Origin of the sequence: Exiguobacterium sp. BMC-KP (assembly GCF_001275385.1) — a bacterium.
Classification (GTDB): domain Bacteria; phylum Bacillota; class Bacilli; order Exiguobacteriales; family Exiguobacteriaceae; genus Exiguobacterium_A.
In genome coordinates, this window is record NZ_LGIW01000015.1 from 1,560,575 (window position 1) to 1,585,621 (window position 25,047).

The 25,047-nt window shown below is 45.5% G+C and carries 23 protein-coding genes; 2 read left to right on the forward strand and 21 right to left on the reverse strand.

Annotated elements, in window-relative coordinates; translation table 11 throughout:
* Position 1: 1 nt before the first annotated feature.
* Genes rplT through infC form a run of 3 tightly spaced genes read right to left on the reverse strand, consistent with a single transcriptional unit; the run spans position 2 to position 1,151 of the window.
* Positions 2-361: a 50S ribosomal protein L20 gene (rplT, locus tag ADM98_RS13915; RefSeq protein ID WP_012371057.1), complete on the reverse strand. Its 360-nt coding sequence runs from the start codon at positions 359-361 to the stop codon at positions 2-4.
* 37 nt (positions 362-398) lie between these two features.
* Positions 399-593, reverse strand: a complete 195-nt coding sequence (rpmI, locus tag ADM98_RS13920) for a 50S ribosomal protein L35 (RefSeq protein ID WP_023469015.1) — start codon at positions 591-593, stop codon at positions 399-401.
* 27 nt (positions 594-620) lie between these two features.
* Positions 621-1,151, reverse strand: a complete 531-nt coding sequence (gene infC / locus ADM98_RS13925) for a translation initiation factor IF-3 (RefSeq protein WP_035406328.1) — start codon at positions 1,149-1,151, stop codon at positions 621-623.
* 434 nt (positions 1,152-1,585) lie between these two features.
* On the opposite strand from infC, the gene ADM98_RS13930 reads away from it, so the two are divergent.
* Positions 1,586-3,055, forward strand: a complete 1,470-nt coding sequence (locus tag ADM98_RS13930; protein WP_053454018.1) for a catalase — start codon at positions 1,586-1,588, stop codon at positions 3,053-3,055.
* Between the two features lie 48 nt (positions 3,056-3,103).
* Here ADM98_RS13930 and ADM98_RS13935 read toward each other — a convergent pair whose 3' ends face one another.
* The 13 genes from ADM98_RS13935 to ADM98_RS13995 form a co-directional block, all read right to left on the reverse strand.
* Positions 3,104-4,309, reverse strand: coding sequence for a right-handed parallel beta-helix repeat-containing protein (locus tag ADM98_RS13935; RefSeq protein ID WP_053454019.1), 1,206 nt, complete (start codon positions 4,307-4,309; stop codon positions 3,104-3,106).
* A 199-nt stretch (positions 4,310-4,508) separates the two neighbouring features.
* Positions 4,509-6,449 carry a threonine--tRNA ligase gene (gene thrS / locus ADM98_RS13940; protein WP_053454020.1) on the reverse strand — a complete coding sequence of 647 codons (1,941 nt, stop codon included), beginning with the start codon at positions 6,447-6,449 and terminating at the stop codon, positions 4,509-4,511.
* 312 nt (positions 6,450-6,761) lie between these two features.
* Entirely contained in the window at positions 6,762-7,679 is a 918-nt protein-coding gene (gene dnaI / locus ADM98_RS13945; RefSeq protein WP_053454021.1) for a primosomal protein DnaI, read from the reverse strand.
* A 12-nt stretch (positions 7,680-7,691) separates the two neighbouring features.
* Positions 7,692-9,053: a replication initiation and membrane attachment family protein gene (locus tag ADM98_RS13950; RefSeq protein WP_053454022.1), complete on the reverse strand. Its 1,362-nt coding sequence runs from the start codon at positions 9,051-9,053 to the stop codon at positions 7,692-7,694.
* Between the two features lie 66 nt (positions 9,054-9,119).
* Positions 9,120-9,602, reverse strand: a complete 483-nt coding sequence (gene nrdR / locus ADM98_RS13955; RefSeq protein ID WP_053454023.1) for a transcriptional regulator NrdR — start codon at positions 9,600-9,602, stop codon at positions 9,120-9,122.
* A gap of 13 nt (positions 9,603-9,615) precedes the next feature.
* Complete coding sequence (locus ADM98_RS13960) at positions 9,616-9,984, reverse strand: hypothetical protein (protein WP_053454024.1); 369 nt, start codon at positions 9,982-9,984, stop codon at positions 9,616-9,618.
* 107 nt (positions 9,985-10,091) lie between these two features.
* Entirely contained in the window at positions 10,092-10,478 is a 387-nt protein-coding gene (gene speD, locus ADM98_RS13965; protein ID WP_023469024.1) for an adenosylmethionine decarboxylase, read from the reverse strand.
* Positions 10,479-10,736: 258 nt separating this feature from the next.
* Positions 10,737-11,780: a glyceraldehyde-3-phosphate dehydrogenase gene (locus ADM98_RS13970; RefSeq protein ID WP_053454025.1), complete on the reverse strand. Its 1,044-nt coding sequence runs from the start codon at positions 11,778-11,780 to the stop codon at positions 10,737-10,739.
* Between the two features lie 145 nt (positions 11,781-11,925).
* Complete coding sequence (coaE, locus tag ADM98_RS13975) at positions 11,926-12,519, reverse strand: dephospho-CoA kinase (RefSeq protein WP_053454026.1); 594 nt, start codon at positions 12,517-12,519, stop codon at positions 11,926-11,928.
* Positions 12,516-13,346: a DNA-formamidopyrimidine glycosylase gene (gene mutM, locus ADM98_RS13980; protein WP_053454027.1), complete on the reverse strand. Its 831-nt coding sequence runs from the start codon at positions 13,344-13,346 to the stop codon at positions 12,516-12,518. Before mutM ends, coaE begins: the two co-directional genes overlap by 4 nt.
* A 16-nt stretch (positions 13,347-13,362) precedes the next feature.
* A complete protein-coding gene (polA, locus tag ADM98_RS13985; protein ID WP_053454028.1) occupies positions 13,363-15,960 on the reverse strand; it encodes a DNA polymerase I in 2,598 nt (865 codons plus the stop codon).
* 212 nt (positions 15,961-16,172) lie between these two features.
* Entirely contained in the window at positions 16,173-17,906 is a 1,734-nt protein-coding gene (gene pnpS, locus ADM98_RS13990; protein ID WP_053454029.1) for a two-component system histidine kinase PnpS, read from the reverse strand.
* A complete protein-coding gene (locus ADM98_RS13995) occupies positions 17,903-18,613 on the reverse strand; it encodes a response regulator transcription factor (protein WP_053454561.1) in 711 nt (236 codons plus the stop codon). The genes pnpS and ADM98_RS13995 overlap by 4 nt, the downstream gene beginning before the upstream one ends.
* A 222-nt stretch (positions 18,614-18,835) precedes the next feature.
* On the opposite strand from ADM98_RS13995, the gene ADM98_RS14000 reads away from it, so the two are divergent.
* Positions 18,836-19,261: a divergent PAP2 family protein gene (locus tag ADM98_RS14000; RefSeq protein ID WP_053454030.1), complete on the forward strand. Its 426-nt coding sequence runs from the start codon at positions 18,836-18,838 to the stop codon at positions 19,259-19,261.
* A gap of 59 nt (positions 19,262-19,320) precedes the next feature.
* Here ADM98_RS14000 and ADM98_RS14005 read toward each other — a convergent pair whose 3' ends face one another.
* The 5 genes from ADM98_RS14005 to ADM98_RS14025 form a co-directional block, all read right to left on the reverse strand.
* Positions 19,321-20,460, reverse strand: coding sequence for a zinc-dependent alcohol dehydrogenase (locus ADM98_RS14005; RefSeq protein WP_053454031.1), 1,140 nt, complete (start codon positions 20,458-20,460; stop codon positions 19,321-19,323).
* A gap of 454 nt (positions 20,461-20,914) precedes the next feature.
* Positions 20,915-21,853, reverse strand: coding sequence for a malate dehydrogenase (gene mdh / locus ADM98_RS14010; RefSeq protein WP_053454032.1), 939 nt, complete (start codon positions 21,851-21,853; stop codon positions 20,915-20,917).
* Positions 21,854-21,875: 22 nt separating this feature from the next.
* The gene (gene icd, locus ADM98_RS14015; protein ID WP_053454033.1) at positions 21,876-23,150 is read right to left on the reverse strand and encodes an NADP-dependent isocitrate dehydrogenase; all 1,275 of its coding nucleotides are present in this window, start codon (positions 23,148-23,150) and stop codon (positions 21,876-21,878) included.
* A gap of 71 nt (positions 23,151-23,221) precedes the next feature.
* A complete protein-coding gene (gene citZ, locus ADM98_RS14020) occupies positions 23,222-24,334 on the reverse strand; it encodes a citrate synthase (RefSeq protein ID WP_053454034.1) in 1,113 nt (370 codons plus the stop codon).
* 218 nt (positions 24,335-24,552) lie between these two features.
* Positions 24,553-25,023, reverse strand: a complete 471-nt coding sequence (locus tag ADM98_RS14025) for a DUF441 domain-containing protein (RefSeq protein ID WP_047393544.1) — start codon at positions 25,021-25,023, stop codon at positions 24,553-24,555.
* Positions 25,024-25,047 lie beyond the last annotated feature (24 nt).

Below are 25,047 nucleotides of genomic sequence, written 5' to 3' on the forward strand. Positions count from 1 at the left end.
CTTAAGCGTTCAATTTTGCTTTTGCTGTGTCAGCAAGTGAAGCAAATGCAGTTGCATCTGTAACTGCGAGGTCAGCGAGCATCTTACGGTTAACGTCGATACCTGCTAATTTAAGACCATGCATCATGCGGCTGTAAGAAAGACCGTTGATACGTGCTGCCGCATTGATCCGAGTGATCCAGAGGCGACGGAAGTCACGTTTCTTTTGACGACGGTCACGGTAAGCGTACATGAGAGATTTCATGACTTGCTGTTTCGCAACCTTGAAGAGTGTATGTTTCGAGCCGTAGTAGCCCTTAGCTAATTTGAGTTGTTTTTTACGACGTTGACGAGTCGTATATCCGCCTTTTACGCGTGGCATATAAATTCCCTCCTAAATCTGTATACGATTGGATAAATTACTTCGCGATCATGTGACGGATGCGTTTGAAGTCACCCGTAGATACCATGCTAGCTTTACGTAATTTACGTTTCGCTTTTGTTGATTTGTTACCGAACAAGTGGCTTGTGTAAGCACGACCACGTTTCAATTTGCCAGAAGCAGTACGTTTGAAACGTTTAGAAGCACCGCGGTGCGATTTCATTTTAGGCATGAGAGATTCCCTCCTACTTCGATTCGATTAGTCTTCTTTCTTAGGAGCAAGCACGAGGAACATGCTGCGTCCTTCCATCTTCGGTCTCTGTTCCACAACACCGAACTCACTTAAATCCGTTGCGAGGCGTTCGAGAACGCGTCTACCGATTTCCGAGTGAGTGATGGCACGACCGCGGAAACGAATACTCGCTTTCACTTTGTTACCATTCTCCAAGAATTTCTTCGCATTACGGAATTTCGTTTGGAAGTCGTTCTCCTCGATTGTCGGGCTAAGACGAACTTCTTTCATCTGAATCACTTTCTGATTCTTCCGAGTTTCTTTGTCCTTCTTTTGCATCTCGAAACGGTATTTACCGTAGTCCATGATCTTACAAACTGGCGGCGTCGCTTGTGGAGCGACCATGACGAGGTCAAGTTCCGCTTCCTCAGCGAGACGTAACGCTTCGTTGCGTGATTGGACACCTAGTTGAGCACCATCCGCTCCGATAAGACGAACTTCTCGGGCACGGATGCTTTCATTGATTAACAGATCTTTGCTAATGGTTAGCACCTCCATCGTGCATTGCACGAAAAATGAATGATAGAAAACGCTATAAAAAAAGCGTCGGCAGTTTTTCCCGCCCACACTCATAAGGAACGCCAAGGCACAGCATTCGCTATACATTGCGTATCTTCATGATGAACCAGTACGAGTTATCGTACATGGTGAGAAGCGGGATGCTTCTGCTTTGTTGTCATTTCACTTTGCTATCATAGCACTTGTTTTCCCGTGATGTCAAGCCGCTTTCTATGTTCTTACTGAACGTTGCTCACATACTTGATTATAATAGCAATCCTTTGGCGGATAAGCAAGAAGTTTCTAACCTGTTTTTCACGGGTACATTCATAATGTGCAAAAAAAGATTCAGAACATTCGCAAGCAAAACTGTTTATTTAGAATGATTATTGTTTTATAATTAATTTAATCTTACATAAAGGGGAGAATAACAGATGAATGAAAAACGATTAACGACCAATCAAGGTGTACCAATCGGTGACAATCAGAATTCACGTACGGCTGGACGTCGTGGACCGACATTGTTAGAAGACTATCAATTAATTGAAAAGATGGCCCATTTCGACCGGGAACGTGTACCTGAGCGTGTCGTACATGCTCGTGGATTCGGTGCTCACGGTGTCTTCACTGTCAAAAATTCGATGAAAAAGTACACGAAAGCAGCGTTTTTACAAGAAGAAGGTACGGAAGTTCCTGTCTTTGCCCGCTTCTCGACTGTTATTCACGGCACACACTCTCCAGAGACGTTACGTGACCCACGCGGTTTCTCTGTTAAGTTCTATACAGAAGAAGGAAACTGGGATTTCGTCGGGAACAACCTTCCTGTCTTCTTTATTCGTGACGCAATGAAGTTTCCGGATATGGTCCATTCACTCAAACCAGATCCACGCACGAATATTCAAGATCCTGACCGTTATTGGGATTTCATGACGCTTCGTCCAGAATCGACGAATATGCTCATGCATCTCTTTACAGATGAAGGGATTCCTGCAAGCTACCGTAAAATGCGTGGTTCTTCCGTCCACTCGTTTAAATGGGTGAATGCACACGGTAACACGGTTTATGTGAAACTACGCTGGGTACCAAAAGCTGGTGTTCACAATCTCTCAGCTGAAGAAGCAACAGAGATTCAAGGAAAAGACTTCAACCATGCTTCAAACGATACATTCCAAGCAATTGAAGACGGTGATTACCCGGAATGGGATCTGTTCGTACAGGTACTCGATCCGGCTGACGTCGATCAGTTCGATTTCGATCCGCTCGATGCGACAAAAGATTGGTTCGAAGATGTCATCCCATTCCAACACGTCGGTACAATGACATTGAACAAAAATGTCGATAACTACTTTGCTGAAACGGAATCAGTTGGTTTTAACCCAGGTGTCTTGATTCCAGGTATGTTGCCATCTGAAGATAAGTTATTACAAGGTCGCTTGTTCTCTTACTCAGATACACAACGCTATCGTATTGGTACGAACTACCAACAACTTCCGATCAACTGTCCGTTTGCACAAGTGAACAACTACCAACGTGACGGTGCAATGCCGGTTGGTCAGCAAACGAGTCCGGTCAACTATGAACCGAACCGTTATCAAGAAGAACCAAAAGAGACACCAGAGTACACGGAAGAAAATCAACCGTTGCTTGATGATAAACATGGTCGTCTCGAAATCGAGAAGACGAACAACTTCGGTCAAGCCGGCGAAGTCTACCGCCGGATGACGGAAGAAGAGCAAGCGGCTCTCTTGAAAAACCTCGTTAATGATCTCGAGCAAGTGCGCCATGAGAACACGGTTTTACTTGCGATTTGTAACTTCTATCGCGCCGATGCTTCACTCGGTCAGAAGCTATCAGAAGCGCTTCAAGTCGATATCGAACCATTCTTGCAACAAATGCGTTCATAATTACAAAACAAGCACCCTTGACTTCTGTCTTGGGTGCTTGTTTTTAGTTTAATATGAAACGAAGTCGTACCGCTCGGCTGTTGCATACGTATATTCATTCAACTTCGTGAACAAAACAATTTTTCCTAACCCAACATCTTTGACACTATTTTGTTGCATGTATTGTTTCTCTGTTTCCGTAAAGGTATTGTAAATCGGTGCATATCCGTCACTTTGGAATGGTTGCATCTGAATGGCACGATCGGCGTTTTCGAATGTATTATAGCGAATCGTCCCGCCAATGATACCTCGACCTAAAATCGTCATCGCCTTTCCATCAGCCCGGTGTACATCTCGAATCGTATTGTTGATGACAGTTGGATTTTTCCAGTTCATCATCGAAATGGCATAATCCTTCGTTTTTTCGATTAAGTTGTTTTCGATCCGGATATTCGTGTGTAAACGATTCTCTGTATATTGATGTGTTCCGATGGCGACATTGATATTGGAAAAGATATTATTACGAATTGTAATATCCGTATTCGGAGTACCATCTTGGACAGACCACTTCCACGGAAAACCCTTCGTGATTGGATCCGGTGTATCTAAGTTGATCGATTCGTTTGGTCCCGTATTCGCTATCATCGTCGCATCCACGAACTTCATATTTTCAATCGTCGCGTTTTTCGTCGCATCTAACTCCATCGCATGTGATCCTTTTTGATTACGGACCGTGATGCCACCGATGTATAAGTTTTGGTTATGCGCGATCGCAAAGGCAGATCCTCGTGAAAAACCGTTTAGGTCAATCTGGGCATTTCCCTTTCCGATGATCCGTGCATTCTTTGTACCATTATATTTCGACATTTTTGTATTTAGACGTAACACAGATGGTGCCACTAGATCAAAAACACTCGTCGTCGCGCTGATTTTCGACGTCCCCGTTTCAGATGTCTTTTTGATGATGACCCCATCTTCTAAAATGACTGTCGTATTCGATGGAATCCCGACACGTAGAGGGGAAAGATATGTTCCTTTTGATAAAATAAGCGTACCTCCCCCTTCTTTTTCAAGTCTTTCTAAATAAGAACGCATCGTATAGTGATTCCGGGTTTTCGCATTGTATGTCGTGTACTTTCGAATTAAAGGATCAATCGCTTCCGTTTTAGGTGTAATGCGATATGTCTTTTTAGTTGTAGCTGCTTTTGGCTGTTCAACGGAACATCCCATGAACAAGATTGAAGCAGCAAGCGTAAGCGGTAGTGTTCGTTTCAATGTCATACTTCCTTTCCACGTCGTAAAACAAATTTATCCATTTCCCATTACATTCTAATCGTTTTCCAAATAAAAATAAATATTTCCATCTTCTTTTTTTAAAACTAACTCTCTCTTCTTTATCGGATAAACTGCATTTGATTTAAAGGACATACAAAAAACCGATCATCCCATAAAGTGGACAACCGGTTATATTTCATTATTTTGAACGGTTTGCGATTTCTTGCTCTAAATCTGCAACGAATTGTTCGAGTGATGCATTACTCGAATCTTTTGAACCGTAGCGACGAATGTTGACTTCGCGTGCTTCTACTTCTTTGTCACCTAAAACGAGCATGACCGGTACTTTATTGACTTGTGCTTCACGGATACGATAACCGAGTTTCTCGTCACGGAAATCTGTTTCGACGCGGATTCCCTTTTTCAACAGGATCGCTTTGATTTCACGGGCATAGTCTTCATGAACACCAGAAACCGGAATCAATTTCACCTGAACGGGTGCGAGCCATGTTGGGAACGCTCCTTTGTATTCTTCAATCAAGTAAGCAACGAATCGTTCCATTGTTGATACTACACCTCGGTGTAAGACGACTGGACGGTGATCTTGTCCGTCGTTACCTTTGTATGTCAATTCGAATCGCTCTGGTAAGAGGAAGTCGAGTTGAACTGTTGAGAGCGTCTCATCTTTGCCAAGTGCTGTTCGAACTTGAACGTCAAGCTTCGGTCCGTAGAATGCGGCTTCGCCTTCTGCTTCGAAGTATTCGAGTTCGAGCTCATCCATTGTTTCTTTCAGCTCACGCTGCGCCATTTCCCAAATTGCATCGTTATCGAAGTACTTCTCTTTATCCGCTGGGTCACGATACGAAAGACGGAACTTGTAATCTGTAATCCCGAAGTCGGCATAGACTTCTTGAATGAGATGAACGATTGCTTTGAACTCGTCTTTCATTTGGTCAGGACGGACGAACGTGTGCCCATCGTTGAGAACCATGTAACGAACACGTTGGAGTCCAGTTAAGGCACCAGACATCTCATACCGGTGCATGCCACCAAGCTCAGCGACACGAAGCGGTAAATCACGGTACGAACGTGGTTCATTCTTGTAGACCATCATATGGTGCGGACAGTTCATTGGACGAAGAACGAGTTCTTCGTTATCCATCTCCATTTTCGGGAACATGTCATCTTGATAATGATCCCAATGACCCGATGTTTTGTACAAATCAACTGAACCAAGAACTGGTGTGTAGACATGCTCATAGCCAAGTTCGAGTTCTTTATCAACGATATAACGCTCGACTGTCCGACGGATGGCTGCCCCTTTTGGTAACCACATTGGGAGTCCTTGACCAACTTCTTGAGAAGTGAAGAATAAGCCAAGTTCTTTACCGAGCTTACGGTGATCGCGCTCTTTCGCTTCAGCGAGGAAGTGGAGATGTTGTTTCAACTGATCTTTTGTTGCCCATGCTGTACCGTAAATCCGTTGAAGCATCTTGTTTTTTGAATCACCACGCCAGTAAGCACCAGCAATGCTCATCAATTTGAAGACTTGTAACTTCGCTGTTGCTGGCACATGTGGTCCACGGCAGAGATCGAAGAATTCGCCTTGACGGTAAATTGTCAAATCCTGATCAGCAGGAATCGATTCGATCAATTCAACTTTCAACGGATCGTTGAGTTCTTTATAAATCGCGAGTGCTTCGTCACGTGAGACGACTTCGCGTTCGATCGACAAGTTCTCACCCGCGATTTTGTTCATCATCTTCTCGATTTCCGGAAGATCTTCTTCAGTTAGACGACGTTCCATATCGATATCGTAGTAGAAACCATTCTCGATTGTCGGTCCGATCCCGAGATGAATCGTTTCATCTGGGTACAGGCGTTTGATTGCTTGTGCCATCAAGTGAGCCGATGAGTGACGAATCAAGTCGAGACCTTCTTCTGAATCCGGCATGATCAATTCGATTGTGCCATCCTCTTCGATTGGACGACGGTAATCGATTACGTGTCCATTTAGTTTTGCAGCAAATGCTTTTTTACGAAGTCCTGGGCTGATTGAAGCCGCAACCTCTTCCGCTGTCGTGCCGGCTGCGAATTCCTTTAAAGCGCCATCTGGAAATGTAAGTGCGATGTTTGACATGACTGTTTCCCCCTTATACAAAATAAAAAAGACTCATCCCTAAAAAAGGGACGAGTCTTAATCTCGTGGTACCACCCTCGTTCCCGCACCAGATGCTGGTTCGGCTCGAACACGCGTTAACGGGCGTGAGGCGCAAACGGATTAGCCCCGTTCGTGCTATGAGGGAGTAAAGACATGAATGATTCCATGAGAAGCTTCCACCATTCTTCTCTCGCTAGTTTGGTTCATTTCATTCTTCGTATCCTCAATCGTTGCATCGTCTATTGACGTGTCATTAGTATAACGAATTCGCTACTTCCTTGACAAGGAAAATTAGTAGCGCCGTCGATTTTCACCGAGGAACTCGATCGGTTGTGTTGTCGTCCGAATTCGTTCCATCAGTCGTGCAGCCTTTAACTTATCCCCTTGATCATTCGTAATTCCAAAATGAAGTTCCAATTCATCATAAGACAAGTTTGAGCTGAATAACGTCGGCAGACGATGCATCATCCGGTACTGTAAGATGATCCCGAATAATTCATCTCGTACCCACGGACTGATCGACTCCGCACCGATATCATCAATTAATAAGACCGGAATCGTTTGGAATCCTTCAAGGAACGTATCAAACGAGTCGGAGCGAATCCGTCGTTTCGCCTCGGCAACAAACCCTGGGGCATGAACGAGAATCGTCGCAATTCGTTCTTTTTTCAAAGCATTTCCGATCGCAGCTAAGAGATACGTTTTCCCAACACCAAAGCTCCCGTGTAGATAGAGTCCCTTCACTTGCTCTTTTGAGCGCAGATGATTCAGGAACTGAGAAGCTGCACGTAAGGCAAGCTTCCGATCCGTCGTCGATAAGTCAAAATCACTAAAGTTCGCATCGCGTACTTCGTCCGGAAGGAACAGGCTCTTGAATTTTTTCTCAAGTGCGCGTTCATCCTCTCGGTCTTTGAGCGCTTGCGATTTCTCATACGAAACGACGATCTGTCCTTTTTCGACATGTAGGATCGGCTGATAGCCTTCGATAACGGCTTTATTTTCAATCAGTCGATTGCCATCCATCTGCTCTGCGTATTCATTCAGTTTGAGCATACCACGCTCGATCATCCGTTGATCGATTTCCGGATGAGTCCTTAAAAACATGACGACACCTGGATGCGATAACACTCGTTGTTGAATCGCTCGAACCGATTCTGCGACGTCTGGTCGGCTTAATATTTTTTCGATAGATGATTGGATATGTTCCATGTCCCGACTCCTTTAGTTCCCCTTCAGTTCCCGTAAGATCCGTTCCATCTCTTCATCGTCCGGAACATCTGCTTCGAAACTCGCTTTTTTAGATGCTTCATATTGCTGTTGTTTCGCTTTTTCTTCTTGTAGCCACTTTGGATTTGGACCACCGTTTGTATTACTCGTTCGTCCTCGACGTCCACCAACGGTCTGACGCGAACGTTCTTGTTTTTGCTCCTGCTTCTTCGCAATCAAGTCATCCTGCTCCTGTGTCTTCGCTAGTGCTTCGGACGCTGTTACGTATCCTTTTTGTTTCCAATCATCGACGATTGATAAAAGGAAATTTTTACTGAAGCGATTATCCTTTTTGACGACAAGGGCATAGTAGTACGCGGCGTTGACGATCCCAGACGACATCTCATAATCAATGATCAATTGCTGGATCAACTCTTCATCTCGCTCAGATAATGCTTTGACCTTTCGCAACTTCGCGACATAGTGCTTCGGGTGAGTGCTTTCCATCGTCTCCGTCGCTTCGATGTCTCCAACTTCGACCGAATCTTGTGAAGCGACTTTCGCCTTCTTCTCTCGACTGAGCTTTTGTTTCGCTGATAACATCATCTGTTTACAGCGTTCTTGTTTCTCAGCATCGGTCATCGGCAGATACGCTTCGTGCCGGAAACGGGCATTCAACAGTTCCGCCATCAGTGCTTCATTCGACTGGGTGACATAGGCAAGCTTAACAAGCAGATGATCGATTGCCTTTGAATAAAATGTTCGCGGTAGGAAACGATCCGTTTGTCGCTTCATCTCTTCTAGGTCAAACGAATAATCAAATTCATACACTGCGCGCTCTTGTTTCGCATAGGCTTTTGGCTGATGCGCGGAAGCAAGACCTGCTTTCACATCGAATACTTGATCAAACCGGATCGTCCGGTCGACGATATTCTTCGGAAGCGGCTCCGTCCGGAAACGATGCTGCAAGGACCGGAAACGAATTTCACCAACGCGATAAAAGAGCAGACTCGATAACACTCCGTCATTTAAAAAAGTATTCGGCGCGAGTGGTACCCGGATTTGATAGATATAGCGATACGCTGCTTGGCGTGCTTCAAACGTCCGAATCAACCCGATGCCTTCTAGCTTGAATAGCTCTTCCTTGAACTCATCGACAGAAAAACCAAGTAACGTTCCAAGTTCCGCATGAGAGATATATTGGGATTTCGTTTTCCCCGGAATCATCTCGCTCCAAAACGTTTGATACAGTCCAAGCGCTTTGACACCAATGATCGGTTGGTACAAATAATATAAAGATTGATAGGCTTCACGGTCGACGACTCCATTGCTCATCACTAAGCAAAGATCGGTACCGGAAAGTTCACGTTCTACCATCTGACTCGTCCTTTCCTTAGGGAGAAAAAGAGAGGTACGCTGACCGGACAGGCGACCTCTCTTCTATCACGTTAAATTCTCACGGTCATTTTCCTGATGACGCTCCATTAGTTCAGAGAGCTCTTGGAAAAAGACATTGATGTCCTTGAATTGTTTATAAACACTCGCAAAGCGGACGTATGCCACTTCGTCGACCGATGCTAGCTCATTTAATACAAGGCGCCCGACTTGTTCACTTGGAATCTCGTGCTGAGCTGTCGCCCGTAATGCCTTTTCGACTCGACTGACGACTGTTTCCAGCTGTTCAATTGAAATCGGGCGTTTTTCACAGGCACGCACGAGTCCCCGTAAAATTTTCTCACGATTGAACTCATCGCGTGTTCCGTCTTTCTTTACGATGATTAAAGGGGTCTGCTCGACCATTTCGAATGTCGTAAAGCGATAGCCGCAAGACTCACATTCTCGTCTTCTACGAATCGAACCAAAATCCTGGACCGGTCTTGAATCCAGTACTTTTGTTCCGTTAAAATTACAGGCTGGACAGCGCATGCCGTACCTCCGTTCACGTGATTTCTTTTGTTCCAATCATTTTCAATCGATAGCCTGCATCAAGTGACGCATAGATGCGCTCGATGTGTTTCTCGAGATCAGGCCCGAGGAGGCTTTCCCGGTGTAAGAATAGATCGACCGCTGTTCTGCCGCCTGCTACCATGATAACAGTCGCGAGTCCATCGACTTCTTTTAACGTAAAGGCTAATTCTCCACGTCCCGCGTCAACACGACGAACCGTTCCGCCATCTTGTTTTAAGATATTTTCTAAACCAGCAAACAACATCTCGACTGTTGCTGCGTAATAATGCGTGCGTAAGTTTTCATTTTTATGTGTATCGGATGTCTCTAGCTGTTTTTGCAACCGTTCTTTCAGTCCCATGGTCATCCTCTTTTCTTTGTTTCTTCTACTATTAAGAATAACAGACGTCAGACATATTAAAAAGCCCTCGTCTGAACGACGAGGGCTTGACGAATTCGTGTGTATTGTCAGTTGACGTGCTGGACAGTAGCCGCTGGAACTTGAACAGGTCCCATACCACGTGGAATTTCGACATTTTCACGGATTTTCGCATCAAGCTTTTCAGCAATGTAGTTCGCTGCGATGGCTGGATCGATCCGATCCCCACAAGTAAAGACATCAACCGATGCATACCCGTGCTCTGGGAAACTGTGAATCGTCAAGTGCGATTCAGAGATAATGACGACGCCACTGACGCCGTGTGGTGCAAACTTGTGGAATGCTACTTCTCGTACTTCTGCACCTGCTTGAAGTGCTGCGTCAACGAAAAGTCGTTCAACGAATTCCATGTCGTTCAATTTTTCAGGATTACAATCCCAAAGTTCTGCAATAATGTGTCTTCCCATAGTATCCATTTGTGGATCCCCCCTACATTCAATGGTCTTCAAAGTAGTTGATCACTTACTTTGCGCCTGAGTCGTTCGCACCCACGGGGGAAAGTTAGTCCAGAGAGGTCCTAACCCTTTAAGCTGCGATTGCCAGACCGATTGAAGTTCACGATTTGAATTATAGCGAGTATCAAAAAGATACACAAGGATAAATTTCAAAAATTAATACATTTCTAGAAAAAAAACGGGACAGACCCCGTCGTTACTGGAATCTGCCCGCTTCAATTAATTCAGTTCAAGTTCTTTTTCAACCGTTCCCATTGCTTCAAGATGCGCAGAAACGAGGTGAACAAGATCGACGACACGGCAAGAATAACCCCACTCATTATCGTACCAAGCAAGGACCTTCACCTGACGACCGCCCATGACCATCGTTGAAAGTCCATCAACGACCGTTGAACGTTCTTCTCCGTTAAAGTCGATTGAGACGAGCGGTTCCATCGTCATCCCAAGGATTCCTTCGAGCGCACCGTCTGCTGCTTTCGTAAAGGCTTCGTTCACTTCAGCTACCGTCGTATCACGACTGACTTCGACGACAAGGTCAACGAGTGAAACGTTCGGTGTCGGAACACGAAGCGCGAGTCCATTCAATTTTCCCTCTAAATGCGGCAAGACGAGCGAAATCGCTTTTGCTGCACCCGTCGATGTTGGAATGATGGATGATCCACACGCACGAGCGCGACGTAAATCCTTATGTGGATTATCAATATTATTTTGATCGTTCGTAAACGCGTGAACCGTCGTTACGAGACCTGATTCAATCCCAAAAGCTCGGTCGATGACTTGAACGACGGGTGCGAGACAATTCGTCGTACAAGACGCGTTTGAGACGATAGCATCTGTTTCATGATCATACATGTCATCATTGACACCCATGACGATCGTCCGGACATCTCCTTTAGCAGGTGCCGTAATAACGACCTTTTTCGCCCCTGCTACTAAATGTTTTGCAGCACCCGTATCCGAATTGAACTTTCCTGTCGCTTCAACGACGATATCGATGCCGAGTTCCCCCCACGGCAACAGTTCAGGATTACGTTCACTGACGATTTGAATCTCTTTTCCGTCAACCATCAACGCCCCATCGATGATGTCGACCGGATAATTGAATTTCCCGTGTACCGTGTCGTACTTGATTAAATGTGCGAGCGTTTCGACTGGATAACTCGCATTGATTGCTACGACTTCGCTTTTCCCCTCAGCGATCAGACGTCGAAAGACCATTCGACCAATTCGACCAAAACCATTGACTGCCACCTTGACTCCCATGTGCGGATCCCCCTTCAATGTGACGGATGTAGCTCCGTTTACAGATAGAACTATATCACGAAATGTAAGCGATTTCATTATGTTCTCTAAAAAAAGTGAGAGAAGATGGAAACTTCTCTCACTTCACGGTTTTTCTATTCCGTTATCACGTGTCTTGTTCATCATATCGTACTAACCACTCATCGATTTGGTGGTATAACGAATCGAGACTACCGTCATTGAAGAGCACATCATCTGCAAGCTCTTTTTTCTGTTCGATACTTAGTTGTGCATGAATACGTGCATACGCTTCTGTTTCTGATAAATCATTACGTTGCATCAGTCGTCTTAACTGCATGTCTTCTGGACAATAGACGACGACGACTCGTTCGAACAAGTTTCGCCAATCCCCTTCGAGCAATAACGGAATATCAAATACGATGAGTGCATGTCCTGAACGTTCATAGGCATCTGCTTCATCGAGCATCTGTTGTCGGATGCTAGGATGCATCAACTGATTCAGCTGTTGTCGTTTTTCACTATCCTGAAAAATGATTTGTCCGAGCTTTGGACGGACAAGAAGTCCTTCTTCGAACGCTTCCGGGAATGCCTGCTTGACCGCATCATAGGCTCGACCTCCTGGTTCCACGACTTCTCGCGCAACGAGATCCGCATCGATGACCGCTATTCCTTTTTGTTTCAGATAGCTAGAAACCGTACTTTTGCCGGTTGCGATACTCCCTGTCAGACCGACTCTCATAAGGCGACCTGTTGACACGTCGGACAGAAATGTGTTCCCCGTCCACCAACTTTGATTTTTTCGATGGCTGTACCGCAACGAGGACATGGTTCTCCTTTTTGACCATATACCGCAAGTTGAAGCTGGAATTCACCTTTTCCTGACGGTGAAACATAACTTCGAATCGTGCTTCCGCCCGCTTCCACTGCTTGTCGTAAGACGTCAACACCCGCTTGATGAATGCGCGAGATATCGTCAAGTGTCAAAGCACCGGCTTTCGTCAACGGATGAACGCGTGCTGCGTGAAGTGTCTCATCGACATAAATGTTACCGAGACCAAGGAAGATCGATTGGTCGAGCAATGCCGTTTTGATTGGACTTCTTTTTTTACGAATTAAATTCTCCGCCAACACCTCTGCCGTGAACTCCGGATCAAACGGTTCACGCTCTAGTTGCGCTAATGGAGCAGTCTGCATCGCTGTTTCCTTATCACGCAACTCCATCGTTCCGAACTTCCGGACGTCATTATAGTGCAGTTCTGAACCATCCGTGAAACGGAAGACGACATGGGTATGTTTATCCCGCTCGACTGGTTGCGGATACGGGAAGTACTTCCCTTCCATTCGCAAATGACTGACGAGATAAAAACGATCGAAATCAAAGAGTAGGAACTTTCCGCGCCGTTCGACGCGTTCGATCCGTTCTTGATGTAAGGCATCTGCAAATGGCGCCACTTCCATCCCCCGAATCATCTTCGGATGATAGACTTTGACGGAAGAGACTGTTTTTCCAGAGACCGCACGTTCTAAACTGCGGCGAACGGTCTCGACTTCAGGTAATTCAGGCACGTCTATTCCTCCTTGCTTACTTCGTTTCGTACCACGTATGGCCTGCGCCACCATCAACGCGAAGCGGTACGGATAATTCGACGGTCTGCTCCATCGCTTGTTTGACAAGCGCTTGTAAAGCGTCGAGCTCTTCGTCTGGTGCTTCAAAAATCAATTCATCGTGTACTTGCAACAACAGGCGTGCTTTTAGATCCGATGCTTGTAAGGCAGCATGAACATCAAGCATCGCTTTTTTAATGATATCTGCAGCCGAACCTTGAATCGGCGTATTGATCGCCGTACGTTCGGCAAAACCGCGTAAGTTAAAGTTTTTCGAATTGATATCCGGAATATTACGGCGACGGTTCATCAACGTTTCGACGAATCCATTCGCTCGTGCCGTCTCGATCGCTGTATCCATGAACTGTTTGATTTGCGGGAACAGCTCGAAATAACGATCGATGAACGATTGTGCTTCCTTACGCGTGATGTTCAAGTTTTGTGACAGTCCATAATCGCTGATTCCATAAATGATTCCGAAGTTGACAGCTTTCGCCTGACGCCGCATGTTTCCTGTGACATCTTCCGGTTCAACACCAAAGACGCTACTTGCCGTCTGGGTATGGATGTCCTCATCATGTAAGAACGCATCGACAAGCGTCTGATCCTGCGACATATCCGCCATGACACGTAATTCGATTTGTGAATAATCGGCAGCGTACAGTGACCAGCCTGTCTCACTTGGAACGAAGGCTTTTCGAATCTTTCGTCCTTCTTCGATCCGAATCGGGATATTCTGAAGGTTCGGATTGACCGAACTTAAACGGCCGGTCTGGGCAATCGTCTGAGCAAAACGGGTATGAATCTTTCCATCTTCCTTGATGACTTTTTGTAATCCTTCGACATACGTCGACTGTAATTTTTGGAGCTCCCGGTATAACATGATATGATCGATGACCGGATGCAGTGGACGCAATTTTTCAAGGACGTCTGCGGCAGTCGAGTAACCGGTCTTTGTTTTCTTGAAAGCAGGCAGTTCGAGCTTTTCAAACAAAATCACACCGAGTTGTTTCGGTGAATTGATATTGAACGACTCACCGGCCGCCTCAAAGACCAATGTCTCAAGTTCCGTTAAACGCCCGGCCAGATCCGCTTGCATCTCTTGAAGCGTCGCGACGTCGACACGAATCCCTGTCCACTCCATCTCAGCGAGAACACCGGATAGTGGACGCTCTAACGTTTCATACAACTCATACTGCTGATTCGCCTTCAACTCTTCCCGGACTTTCGGGAACAATAATTCGATCATCCGTGCTTTTTCTGCAAGATAGGGGTGTAGCGTTTCATCATCTGGTGCCAGACGTTTCGCCCCCTTACCAAGTACCGCTTCCTCGTTCGGCGCCATTAAAGCATAGTGACCAGCAATTGAAGCGAGCGTCGTCCCGCCACTTAAGTTCAATAAGTAACCAGCTAATAACAGATCCTCGTACCCATTCAACGTCAAGCCATGTTTACGCAATGCGAATGCAACTTGTTTGGCATCGAGACAAATTTTCCGGTGTTCCGATTCGATCCACTGGCGGAATGCCGCATCCTCGACGAGTGTTGGCGCAGCAACATAGATTGTCTCTGGCGTCGCGATCGCAAACCCGATGATGTCTTCTTCCATATAATCTTCTCGAAGCTGTTCCGCAACCAATACGGCATCGGTGACACCTTCAGGAAGTGACGTGATCGTCACGACGTTCAACTGCTCTTTATCTTCTTCTTTGACGACCGGCGCAAACCGATTCGTCAACGACTTGAAGCCAAGCGACTGGAACAATGAATAAGGCACTTGTGTATCGATATCACGAATTTGCAAATCATCTAGCGTCGTCTCAAGCGGGACATCGATCTTGATCGTCGCGAGTTCTTTCGAGAGTCGCGCTAACTCCTCGTTCGCGATGACTTTTTCCTTCTGCTTCCCTTTTAAGTCCTCGACGTGCTCATACAGCCCCTCAACAGAACCGTATGCCGAAATTAATTTAACCGCCGTCTTTTCACCAATCCCAGGAATCCCCGGAATATTATCTGACTTATCCCCCATTAACCCCTTCAGATCAATCATTTGAATCGGTTTAAGACCACCGTATGTCTCAGCGAACAGTTCCTCAGTCATGCACTGGACGTCTGTGATGCCACGCTTCGTGATCAAGACTTCGACTTTATCCGTGACGAGTTGAAGTAAATCCTTATCACCCGTGACGATCCGCGTCCGATCCGTCGGCATCGTCCGTGCGAGCGTTCCGATTAAATCATCTGCCTCATAGCGATGGAGTTCCATCATTTGAATGCCGAGCGCTTCGCAGATGTCCCGAACGATTGGAAATTGCTCACGTAGTTCGGACGGTGTCTTTTCCCGACTTCCTTTATACTCCTGATAGACATCATGACGGAACGTTTCACTCGAAGCATCGAAGGCAACGAGCATATGGGTTGGTTGTTCTTCCTCGAGCAACTTCAATAACATCATCGTAAAGCCGTAAGCTGCATTCGTATTTCGTCCTTGCGCATCCGTCATTGGTGGTAATGCGAAAAACGCCCGATAGGTCAACGAGTTCCCATCAATCAATAGCAATTTATTTTCCATCATCTACGCCCCTTTAATCGATTTTCTGTTCCTATTGTATCACTCTGCACACATTTGTTCGCTAAAAACGACCAAAAAAAGACGATTGACTCACGAAGAGTCAATCGCCAAGGGCATGACGACATGGGAGCTGATCCAGTCGCCATACAGATGATGAAGAAGGTACTTTCATCATAAGATACGTCTATTAAGGAAATGTGAATCTACTGTGAAATTCAGCCATGTTTTGGTAAACGAATCGTAAACGTCGTTCCTTGCTGTTCCGCCGATTCGATTTCGATCTCACCGTGGTGAAGGTCGACGATGTGCTTCACGATGGCAAGTCCAAGACCGGTACCTCCGGAATTACGGCTGCGCGCCTTATCGACGCGATAGAAACGTTCGAAAATGCGTTGTGTTTCCTTCGGATGGATACCGATTCCGTCATCTTTAATGATGAGTTGAACAGACTCTTCTCCATCTTCAAGTTGAATCCACACGTTTCCACCGTTCGGTGTGTAATTCAATGCATTTGCGACCAAGTTGACGACAACTTGTTTTAAACGATTCAAATCCGCTCGAATGAAGACTTCATCTTCTGTTTCGATATGAATCGTCATCTCTTTTTCTGTCGCTCGTCGATGCAAAAGTGCTGCCGTTTCACGAACAAGACTCGTCACATCAACAATGGCCGTCTCAAGCTGATAATTATCTTGTTCCAGACGCGAGAGTTCGAGTAAATCTTCCACCAAGGACTGCATCCGTTCGGATTCATCGTGAATGATTCGTAAAAACTGTTCTCGGATTTCCGGAACATCTTGCGCACCATCAAGTAATGTCTCGGCAAATCCTTTGATGGAAGTGAGCGGTGTCTTCAATTCATGACTGACATTCGCAACGAAATCTTTGCGCATCTGCTCCAGCTTTTTAATTTCCGTGATATCGTTGAAAACAACGGTCGTTCCTTGCACGCGGCCATTTTTATCAAAAATCGGAGCGGCACTAACCATAAACGTTCGACTATTAATACCGAATCGGACACTCGATTGTTTCCGGTTCGGTTTTTCGGTCAAATAAACGTCTTCAATTACTTGGCTCATCTTCTCATTTGGAAGCACGCGGTAATACAATTTCCCACTAGATGGTTCATGAATGTTGAACATCTCCCGGTAGGTGCGATTGACGAGGAGAACGTAGCCTTTCTCATCAATCAGCATGAGACCTGCTCCCATATATTCAATCAACGATTCAAGACGCGCCCTTTGCATCGCTTCACCAGACGATGCATTCTCAAGATTACGTGCTAATAAATTGATCGAACGTCCTAAATCACGTGATTCATCCGGTGCCGCTAACTCATAGACACGTGATTTGTAGTTTCCATGGGACAGTTCATGCAAAACATCTGTCGCTTCAGCAATTGGACGTAAAAATCGTTTCGTCGACCGATAGATCGTTAAGAATATAATTACTAACGAGGCGAGCAGGGACAATATAATGACTGTCCAAATCCGAGAATAGATGACATTCAAGTCTTTGGCGTAACGAATGAAGCTGACGTATACTTCTCCTCCATTCGAAGTTGGCACAGGTTTTGTAAATTGGACCACACTATCATCTGTCTTCGATTCAAATGTCCCCTCATCAGGAATAGCTGAGAAATTAACTGTCGCTACCTTTACTTTCGTGACGTCGACCGGTGTACCGGCAATGATTTCCCCGCGTCCATTAAATAAAATCATGTCGAAATTCGATTCGGCGTACAATTGATTCACATACTCGGCCATCTCAGAAACATCACGCCCCTGTAAGATCGTCTCGACAAGAGACGTTTCATCCATCAGCTTCTCTTTTTCATTTTGAACATAAAACTCTTTAAAGGATTGTCCCAGTAGAAAACCGAGCGCAATCAGTACGAGACTGATGAATGAGAACATTTTGAAGATGAAACGCTTTCGATACTTACTCATTCTGGTTTCGGCTCTTCCATCTTGTAACCTAAACCACGAATCGTTTTAATATAAATCGGTTTTTTCGTATTCGGTTCGATTTTTTCCCGGACGTGACTAATATGGACATCTACAATACGCGTATCGCCAACAAAGTCATAGTTCCAGATCGCAGATAGTAACTGATCGCGAGTCAAAACGCGTCCTTTATTCTTTGCAAGATAAACAAGTAACTCAAATTCTTTTGGTGTGAGCTCAAGCCGCTCTTCCGCCTTAAAAGCTTCATAATTATCCGGAACGATTTTGACGTCGCCAATTAAAATTGTACCGTCCGTCACTTCTTCTGGAGAGGATACTTGATGACTCATCCGTCGTAAAATCGCCTTTACGCGAGCAACAACTTCACGCGGGCTGAACGGTTTTGTCAAATAGTCGTCAGCACCGAGTTCAAGACCGAGGACTTTATCGAACTCATCATCTTTTGCCGTCAACATCAAGATGGGTGTATTGATTTTTTGCTGGCGAAGACGTTTACATACTTCAAGACCATCGAGCTCCGGTAGCATCAAATCTAGGACGATCAATGCAGCATCTTGTTTTTCCGCTAATTTTAAACCAGACATCCCATCATGTGCTGTTTCTACAATGAAACCGGCTTGTTCTAAGTTAAACTTCAACAACGTTGCAATCGACAATTCATCATCTACCACGATAATTTTATCTTTCAAACCTTGCATCCCCCTCAAGTTTGCTTCTTTTCGAATGAGGAATTCCGTGGAATCCGCTTCGTCTGTCTTCATCTTAACGACTTTTAATGGAAAACCACAAATCTTTCTGCGATTTCTTTACATAATCTTTAAAGGAGTACACGGATTCCTCCTGTTGATTCGTGTAAAACGTTCGAAAATGGGGAATCATTAGATATCGTTAACTTGTAGGAGGTCAAGTGTATGGAATGGAATCATCCCCTTTTTGCAGCCATCACAGCATGGTTCATCGCTCAAGCAGCGAAGCTCGTCACAAGTCTAGTACGGACACGGAAATTTGATTTAGAAATCATGTTCGCTTCCGGTGGTATGCCTAGTTCACATAGCTCGACTGTCGTCGCGTTAGCTGTCGTCATCGGTTTTCAGGAAGGATTCTCTTCCTCTATTTTTGCGCTTGCCGCCGTCTTTGCAACAATCATTATGTATGATGCGACTGGTGTCCGACAAGCAGTTGGTGTTCAAGCAAAATTGCTTAATGACTACTTCAAAGGGATTCGTCACGAGACTCCTCTTTTGAATGAACTCGTTGGTCATACTGAGTTTCAAGTATTCGTTGGTCTCCTACTCGGACTAGCTGTCGGTTTCCTATGGCCCATCTTCTTCTTTTAATTCCACGATATACAACAGCCCATCCAAAAATCGGATGGGCTGTTTGCGTATGAGATAGACTATGGTTTTAAGACGACCTTGATACATCCATCTGTCCGATCATTAAATGTTTGATAGGCAGAAGCAGCATCATCAAGTGCGACTCGATGCGTCACGATATCTGTTGGATCAAATTCTTTGTTGATGATTTTTTGAAACAGTTCCGGCATCAAATGGACGACGGGTGCTTGTCCCATTTTCAGCGTAATATTTCGAGTAAAGAAATCACCAAGCGGGAATTGATTATATTTTTTAGCGTAGACGCCCGTCAACTGTACGGTACCAAATTTCCGGACAGCATCCTTTGCAATATCGATGGCACTTAACGTTCCACCTTGCAGACCAATCTTTTGTTCAATTTTTTCTACAGGGGACATTTTTCCGTCAAAACCGACGCAATCAATGACGACATCTGCCCCACCTTGCGTCAACTCTTTGATATACGCACCACTTTCTGCGTGATCTGAGAAGTTTACCGTCTCGACTTTATTCGTGACTTTAGCATGATTTAATCGATACACTTGATCATCTACCGCAATGACTCGTTTTGCCCCTTGCATCCATGCAAATTTTTGTGTCATCAGTCCAACCGGTCCTGATCCGAGTACAACGACCGTATCTCCTTTTTTCACACCTGCATGTAAGACACTCCAATACGCCGTAGGTAAAACGTCAGATAAGAACAATAACGCCTCATCTTCTAGTTCACATGATTCAGGAATCACGAGTGGCATGAAATTCCCGAACGGAACTTTTAAATATTCCGCCTGACCACCAGGATGTCCACCAAACTCTTCTGTGAAACCGAAATACCCACCTGTATCGACATGGGGATTTCCGTTCGAGTTATCGCATTGACTTTCCATATCATGTTCACAAAAGAAACAGTGACCACAAGCAACGTTAAATGGTAACACAACGCGGTCTCCTCGCTTGACCTTCGTCACACCTGGTCCCACTTCTTCAACGATGCCCATCGGTTCATGACCAATGACATAGTCTTTGTGAGCCGGCATATTCCCTTGATAGATGTGTAAGTCTGAACCACAAATGGCAGTCGATGTGATTTTGACGATAATGTCATCGTTTTTTTCAATCGATGGATCCTTTACTTGCTTGACTTGGACATTTTTTGTTCCTTGGTATGTTACGGCGCGCATGTAAAATCCCCCTTAGTGGAATAGAATGACGTACCTTTATCCTTACCCTAATACTAGCATTTTCTCTACATGTTTATTAAAATTGGAACTTTTCTCCTACGTGTATCGTATGCTATAAAATAAGTCATTATACGTTATTAACCCATGAATGAAAGGAGATACTCGCGTGGCACGCTGTACCGTTTGTCGTCAATCCTGGTCTGCTCGAACAATCTATCGTTTGATGTGGTCTGCTCACGGATTACCTTGCCCATACTGTCAGAATCCGCAACACCTACATATGGAACATCAAGGTTATTTTGTAAGGATCGGTTATTTGATTCCTTGGCTGACGTTCCTTCTCATACTGGTCTGTCCTTGGTATGCCAAATTGTCACACCATGCTTCCCCCTATCGGTTATGAGAAGACGAAAAAGACGAACCTGTCGCAAAGGACAGGTTCGTCTTTTTAAATTCAGGATTTTAATAAGTCGAGTACCGAACGGACGGTAGATGCAGATCGGTTCAGTGCTTCTTGTTCATCAGTAGTTAGCTCGAGTTCATACACATGCTCGACACCGTTCCCGCCAAGAATGACGGGTACACCGAAGTACATATCGTTGTATCCATATTCGCCTTCGAGATAAGCGATTGCTGGAAGAATACGTCGCTGGTCTTTTAAAATCGCTTCAACCATTTCAGCGATTGCCGCTGCCGGTGCATAATATGCAGAACCGTTTCCGAGTAACTGAACGATTTCACCGCCCCCTTTACGGGTCCGATTGACGATCGCATCCAGTCGCTCCTTCGATACGAGCTTCTCGATTGGGATTCCCCCCGCCTGAGAATAGCGCAGTAGTGGTACCATGTCATCTCCGTGTCCACCGAGCACGAATCCTGATACGTCCTTCACAGAAACGTTAAGTTCTTCTGCTAGGAACGTTCGAAAACGCGCCGTATCGAGGACTCCCGATTGACCGATAACACGCTCCTTCGGAAAACCAGATGCTTGATAGACTGCATACGTCATCGCATCAACCGGATTCGTCAAGACGATGATGATTGATCCCGGTGCGTAAGTGACGATTTCCTTCGTCACAGCTGTCATGACAGCGGCATTCGTACTTACAAGGTCTTCACGGCTCATACCCGGCTTTCGAGCAATGCCGGCAGTGATGACGACGATATCCGCGCCTTTAATGTCTGCATAATCCGATGTCCCTGTTACCGAAGCATCAAATCCGAGGATCGGCGCCGCCTCTTGCATATCGAGCGCCTTTCCTTTCGTCGGATCCTCTTGCTCTGGTCGGTCGACGAGGACGATATCCCCTAACTCTTGCTGGGCAAGATAGAGTGCCGTCGTCGCGCCCGTAAAGCCACTTCCTATGACTGCGATCTTCTTCCGTCTGTTCATCGACTCATTCCTCCTGATCGGATTACATGTTTTTGATGAGTTCGTCCGCGAATTCAGAACACTTCACTTCAGTCGCACCATCCATGAGACGCGCGAAATCGTATGTGACGACTTTTGCTTCGATCGAAGTTTCCATCGATTTGATGATGAGATCTGCCGCTTCGTTCCAGCCAAGGTGACGGAACATCATTTCGCCTGACAAGATGACAGATGATGGGTTTACTTTATCAAGTCCAGCGTATTTCGGTGCTGTACCGTGAGTTGCTTCAAAGATTGCGTGACCTGTCATGTAGTTGATGTTTGCTCCAGGTGCGATTCCGATACCACCGACTTGTGCAGCAAGTGCATCTGAGATGTAGTCACCGTTCAAGTTCATTGTTGCAACGACATCGAACTCTTTTGGACGAGTCAAGATTTGTTGTAAGAAGATATCAGCGATTGAGTCTTTTACGATCAACTTACCAGCAGCTTCTGCGTCTGCTTGTGCTTTGTTCGCAGCATCTGTTCCTTCTTCTTCTTTGATGCGATCGTACTGGTTCCAAGTGAAGACATGCTCTGCGTATTCACGTTCAGCAAGCTCGTAGCCCCAGTTTTTAAAAGCACCTTCCGTGAACTTCATGATGTTCCCTTTATGAACGAGCGTCAATGAAGCGCGTTTGTTCTCGAGTGCGTATTCGATTGCTGCACGAACGAGGCGTTCTGTTCCCTCTTTTGAAATCGGTTTGATTCCAAGACCAGATGTCTCAGGGAAGCGGATTTTATTGACACCCATTTCGTTTTGAAGGAATTGAAGCAGTTTTTCAGCGCCTTCGCTGCCTTCTGCGTATTCGATTCCTGCGTAGATGTCTTCAGTGTTTTCACGGAAGATGACCATGTCTGTATCTTCTGGGCGTTTAACCGGTGAAGGTACACCTGTGAAGTAACGGACTGGACGAAGGCATGTGTACAAATCAAGCTCTTGACGAAGTGCAACGTTCAATGAACGAATACCGCCGCCGACTGGTGTCGTAAGTGGTCCTTTGATTGCGATGATGTGCTCACGAATGAGGTCAAGTGTCTCTTCTGGTAACCAGTTGCCTGTTTTGTTGAATGCTTTTTCACCAGCGTAGACTTCTTTCCATTCGATCTTCTTTTCACCGTTGTATGCTTTTTCAACTGCTGCATCAAATACACGTACTGCTGCATTCCAGATGTCAGGTCCTGTTCCGTCACCAATGATGAATGGAATGATTGGTGAGTTTGGAACTTGAAGTGTACCGTTCGTTACTGTGATGTTTTCGCCTTGAAGTGTAGCCATGTCTAAAAATCCCCCTTAAGTAATTGTAATCTACATCAAAAATCAGGAGAGGATTACTCCTCTCCGTCCTTTTAACGTTCTTCAATGGACACGTATGTCCGGTGCGTTTCACCCGTATAGTCTGCACGCGGGCGAATCAGACGGTTATCGCTATATTGCTCTAAAATGTGCGCCAACCAACCTGACATCCGACTTACAGCAAAGATTGGAGTGAATAGTTCAGTATCAAGTCCAAGTGCATGGTACGTAGAAGCAGAATAGAAATCAACATTTGGTTTCAATCCTTTTTCCGACTGGACGATCTCATCGATCTTAACTGACATCTCGTACCACTTCGGCTCCCCGATTTGAGCAGTCAGCTGACGGCTCATTTCTTGAAGATGCTTCGCGCGTGGATCGCCGTCCTTGTAGACACGGTGACCGAAGCCCATGATTTTTTGCTTGTTCTCAAGTTTATTATGAACATACTCGTCAACCTTTTCAACCGAATCAATTTCAAGCAACATCTTCATGACGGCTTCATTCGCTCCACCGTGAAGTGGTCCTTTTAATGCCCCCATCGCTGCCGTCACACCTGAGTAGACGTCAGAGAGTGTTGCAACACAAACACGTGCCGTGAACGTCGAAGCGTTCAACTCGTGATCTGCATGAAGAACGAGCGCTTGGTTGAAGGCTTTTTCTGCAACTTCCGTTGGCTCTTCACCTGTCAACATGAACAAGAAGTTCCCTGCGTAGGAAAGACCTGTTTTAGGCGCAATCGGCTCTTGCCCTTTTTTAATGCGTGCGTAAGCTGTAACAAGCGTTGCGATTTGTGCTTGTAATTTGATGGCTTTAGCGTAATTCGCCTCAGTCGACATATCTTCCGATGTCTCATCGTAAAGCGCAAGTTGAGAGAGCGCTGTCCGAATCGTCGCCATCGCATTTGCTGACTTCGGTGCTGCCTTCATTGTCTCGAGAACGGCAGTTGCGACTGTCGCTTCGGAAATCAATGCTTCCGACAGTTGCTTCAATTCCTCTTCTTTTGGTAGACGGTCGTTCCACAATAAGAAGACGACTTCCTCAAATGAGGCGTGCTCCGCCAAATCATCAATTGTATAACCGCCGTACGTCAATTGACCATCGATGATCGAGCTGATTTTCGATGAAGTCGCGACGATTCCTTCTAAACCTTTAGTTTGTGTCATGACAATAATCCCCCTTTTTTCCCCCAGAAATTTAAAACGCTTTCATTTCCGTATTGAAAAAAAGACGTCCACTCAAGAGTCGTTCCCCATGCTTGTACCGCTGTACTCTTGAATAGACCATCTTGTTTCTGTTCTTAGTATAAACAAAAATACCCAAAAAGTGAATGAACTTGCATACTATTATCAAAAAATTAATTCGGTCACCCTGCTGATTCGACTCATCCAGTGAACGCTTTTGCAATGACATCCCACATTCCGATGACGAGCGCAGCGATTCCAGCACCGATTAACGGACCGACCGGTACCCCTCGGAAAAGCCCGACTGCAAGAATCGTTCCAGCTAGTAGCGCCGTTGTAACGAGCGGATCTTCTTTCATCAAACCAACACCGTGTGCCGCGACGATCGCAACAAAGATTCCTGATAAAAATGAGATAATGCCGATATGTCCCCGAATGCTTTGTAGTAGTTCTTTAAATCCGATGTCACCTGTTGCAATCGGTACAAGAATAGCTGCTGTGATCAACGTAACGCCCCATGTGATTCCTTTTGCCTGCAAAGAAGGAAACAGTCGACCATCCAGACCAATCGCCTTGATGATCAATAGGAAGGCTGCAGCGATGATCAATGATTTATTTTGTGCGATGACCCCGATGAAGACGAGGGCAATCAAAAATAGATAAGCTTCCATACGTCCTCCTCATGAAAAAAGACG

Bases quoted from the DNA above. Each gene is read 5' to 3' on its own strand.
- pnpS (WP_053454029.1), bottom strand. From the start codon at position 17,906: ATGAGTAAGTATCGAAAGCGTTTCATCTTCAAAATGTTCTCATTCATC.
- citZ (WP_053454034.1), bottom strand. From the start codon at position 24,334: ATGACACAAACTAAAGGTTTAGAAGGAATCGTCGCGACTTCATCGAAA.
- speD (WP_023469024.1), bottom strand. From the start codon at position 10,478: ATGGATACTATGGGAAGACACATTATTGCAGAACTTTGGGATTGTAAT.
- mdh (WP_053454032.1), bottom strand. From the start codon at position 21,853: ATGAACAGACGGAAGAAGATCGCAGTCATAGGAAGTGGCTTTACGGGC.
- infC (WP_035406328.1), bottom strand. From the start codon at position 1,151: ATGGAGGTGCTAACCATTAGCAAAGATCTGTTAATCAATGAAAGCATC.
- dnaI (WP_053454021.1), bottom strand. From the start codon at position 7,679: ATGGAACATATCCAATCATCTATCGAAAAAATATTAAGCCGACCAGAC.
- ADM98_RS13970 (WP_053454025.1), bottom strand. From the start codon at position 11,780: ATGGGAGTCAAGGTGGCAGTCAATGGTTTTGGTCGAATTGGTCGAATG.
- icd (WP_053454033.1), bottom strand. From the start codon at position 23,150: ATGGCTACACTTCAAGGCGAAAACATCACAGTAACGAACGGTACACTT.
- ADM98_RS14005 (WP_053454031.1), bottom strand. From the start codon at position 20,460: ATGCGCGCCGTAACATACCAAGGAACAAAAAATGTCCAAGTCAAGCAA.
- ADM98_RS14000 (WP_053454030.1), top strand. From the start codon at position 18,836: ATGGAATGGAATCATCCCCTTTTTGCAGCCATCACAGCATGGTTCATC.
- rpmI (WP_023469015.1), bottom strand. From the start codon at position 593: ATGCCTAAAATGAAATCGCACCGCGGTGCTTCTAAACGTTTCAAACGT.
- nrdR (WP_053454023.1), bottom strand. From the start codon at position 9,602: ATGCGCTGTCCAGCCTGTAATTTTAACGGAACAAAAGTACTGGATTCA.
- thrS (WP_053454020.1), bottom strand. From the start codon at position 6,449: ATGTCAAACATCGCACTTACATTTCCAGATGGCGCTTTAAAGGAATTC.
- coaE (WP_053454026.1), bottom strand. From the start codon at position 12,519: ATGAGAGTCGGTCTGACAGGGAGTATCGCAACCGGCAAAAGTACGGTT.
- ADM98_RS14025 (WP_047393544.1), bottom strand. From the start codon at position 25,023: ATGGAAGCTTATCTATTTTTGATTGCCCTCGTCTTCATCGGGGTCATC.
- ADM98_RS13960 (WP_053454024.1), bottom strand. From the start codon at position 9,984: ATGGGACTGAAAGAACGGTTGCAAAAACAGCTAGAGACATCCGATACA.
- ADM98_RS13950 (WP_053454022.1), bottom strand. From the start codon at position 9,053: ATGGTAGAACGTGAACTTTCCGGTACCGATCTTTGCTTAGTGATGAGC.
- polA (WP_053454028.1), bottom strand. From the start codon at position 15,960: ATGATGGAAAATAAATTGCTATTGATTGATGGGAACTCGTTGACCTAT.
- ADM98_RS13930 (WP_053454018.1), top strand. From the start codon at position 1,586: ATGAATGAAAAACGATTAACGACCAATCAAGGTGTACCAATCGGTGAC.
- rplT (WP_012371057.1), bottom strand. From the start codon at position 361: ATGCCACGCGTAAAAGGCGGATATACGACTCGTCAACGTCGTAAAAAA.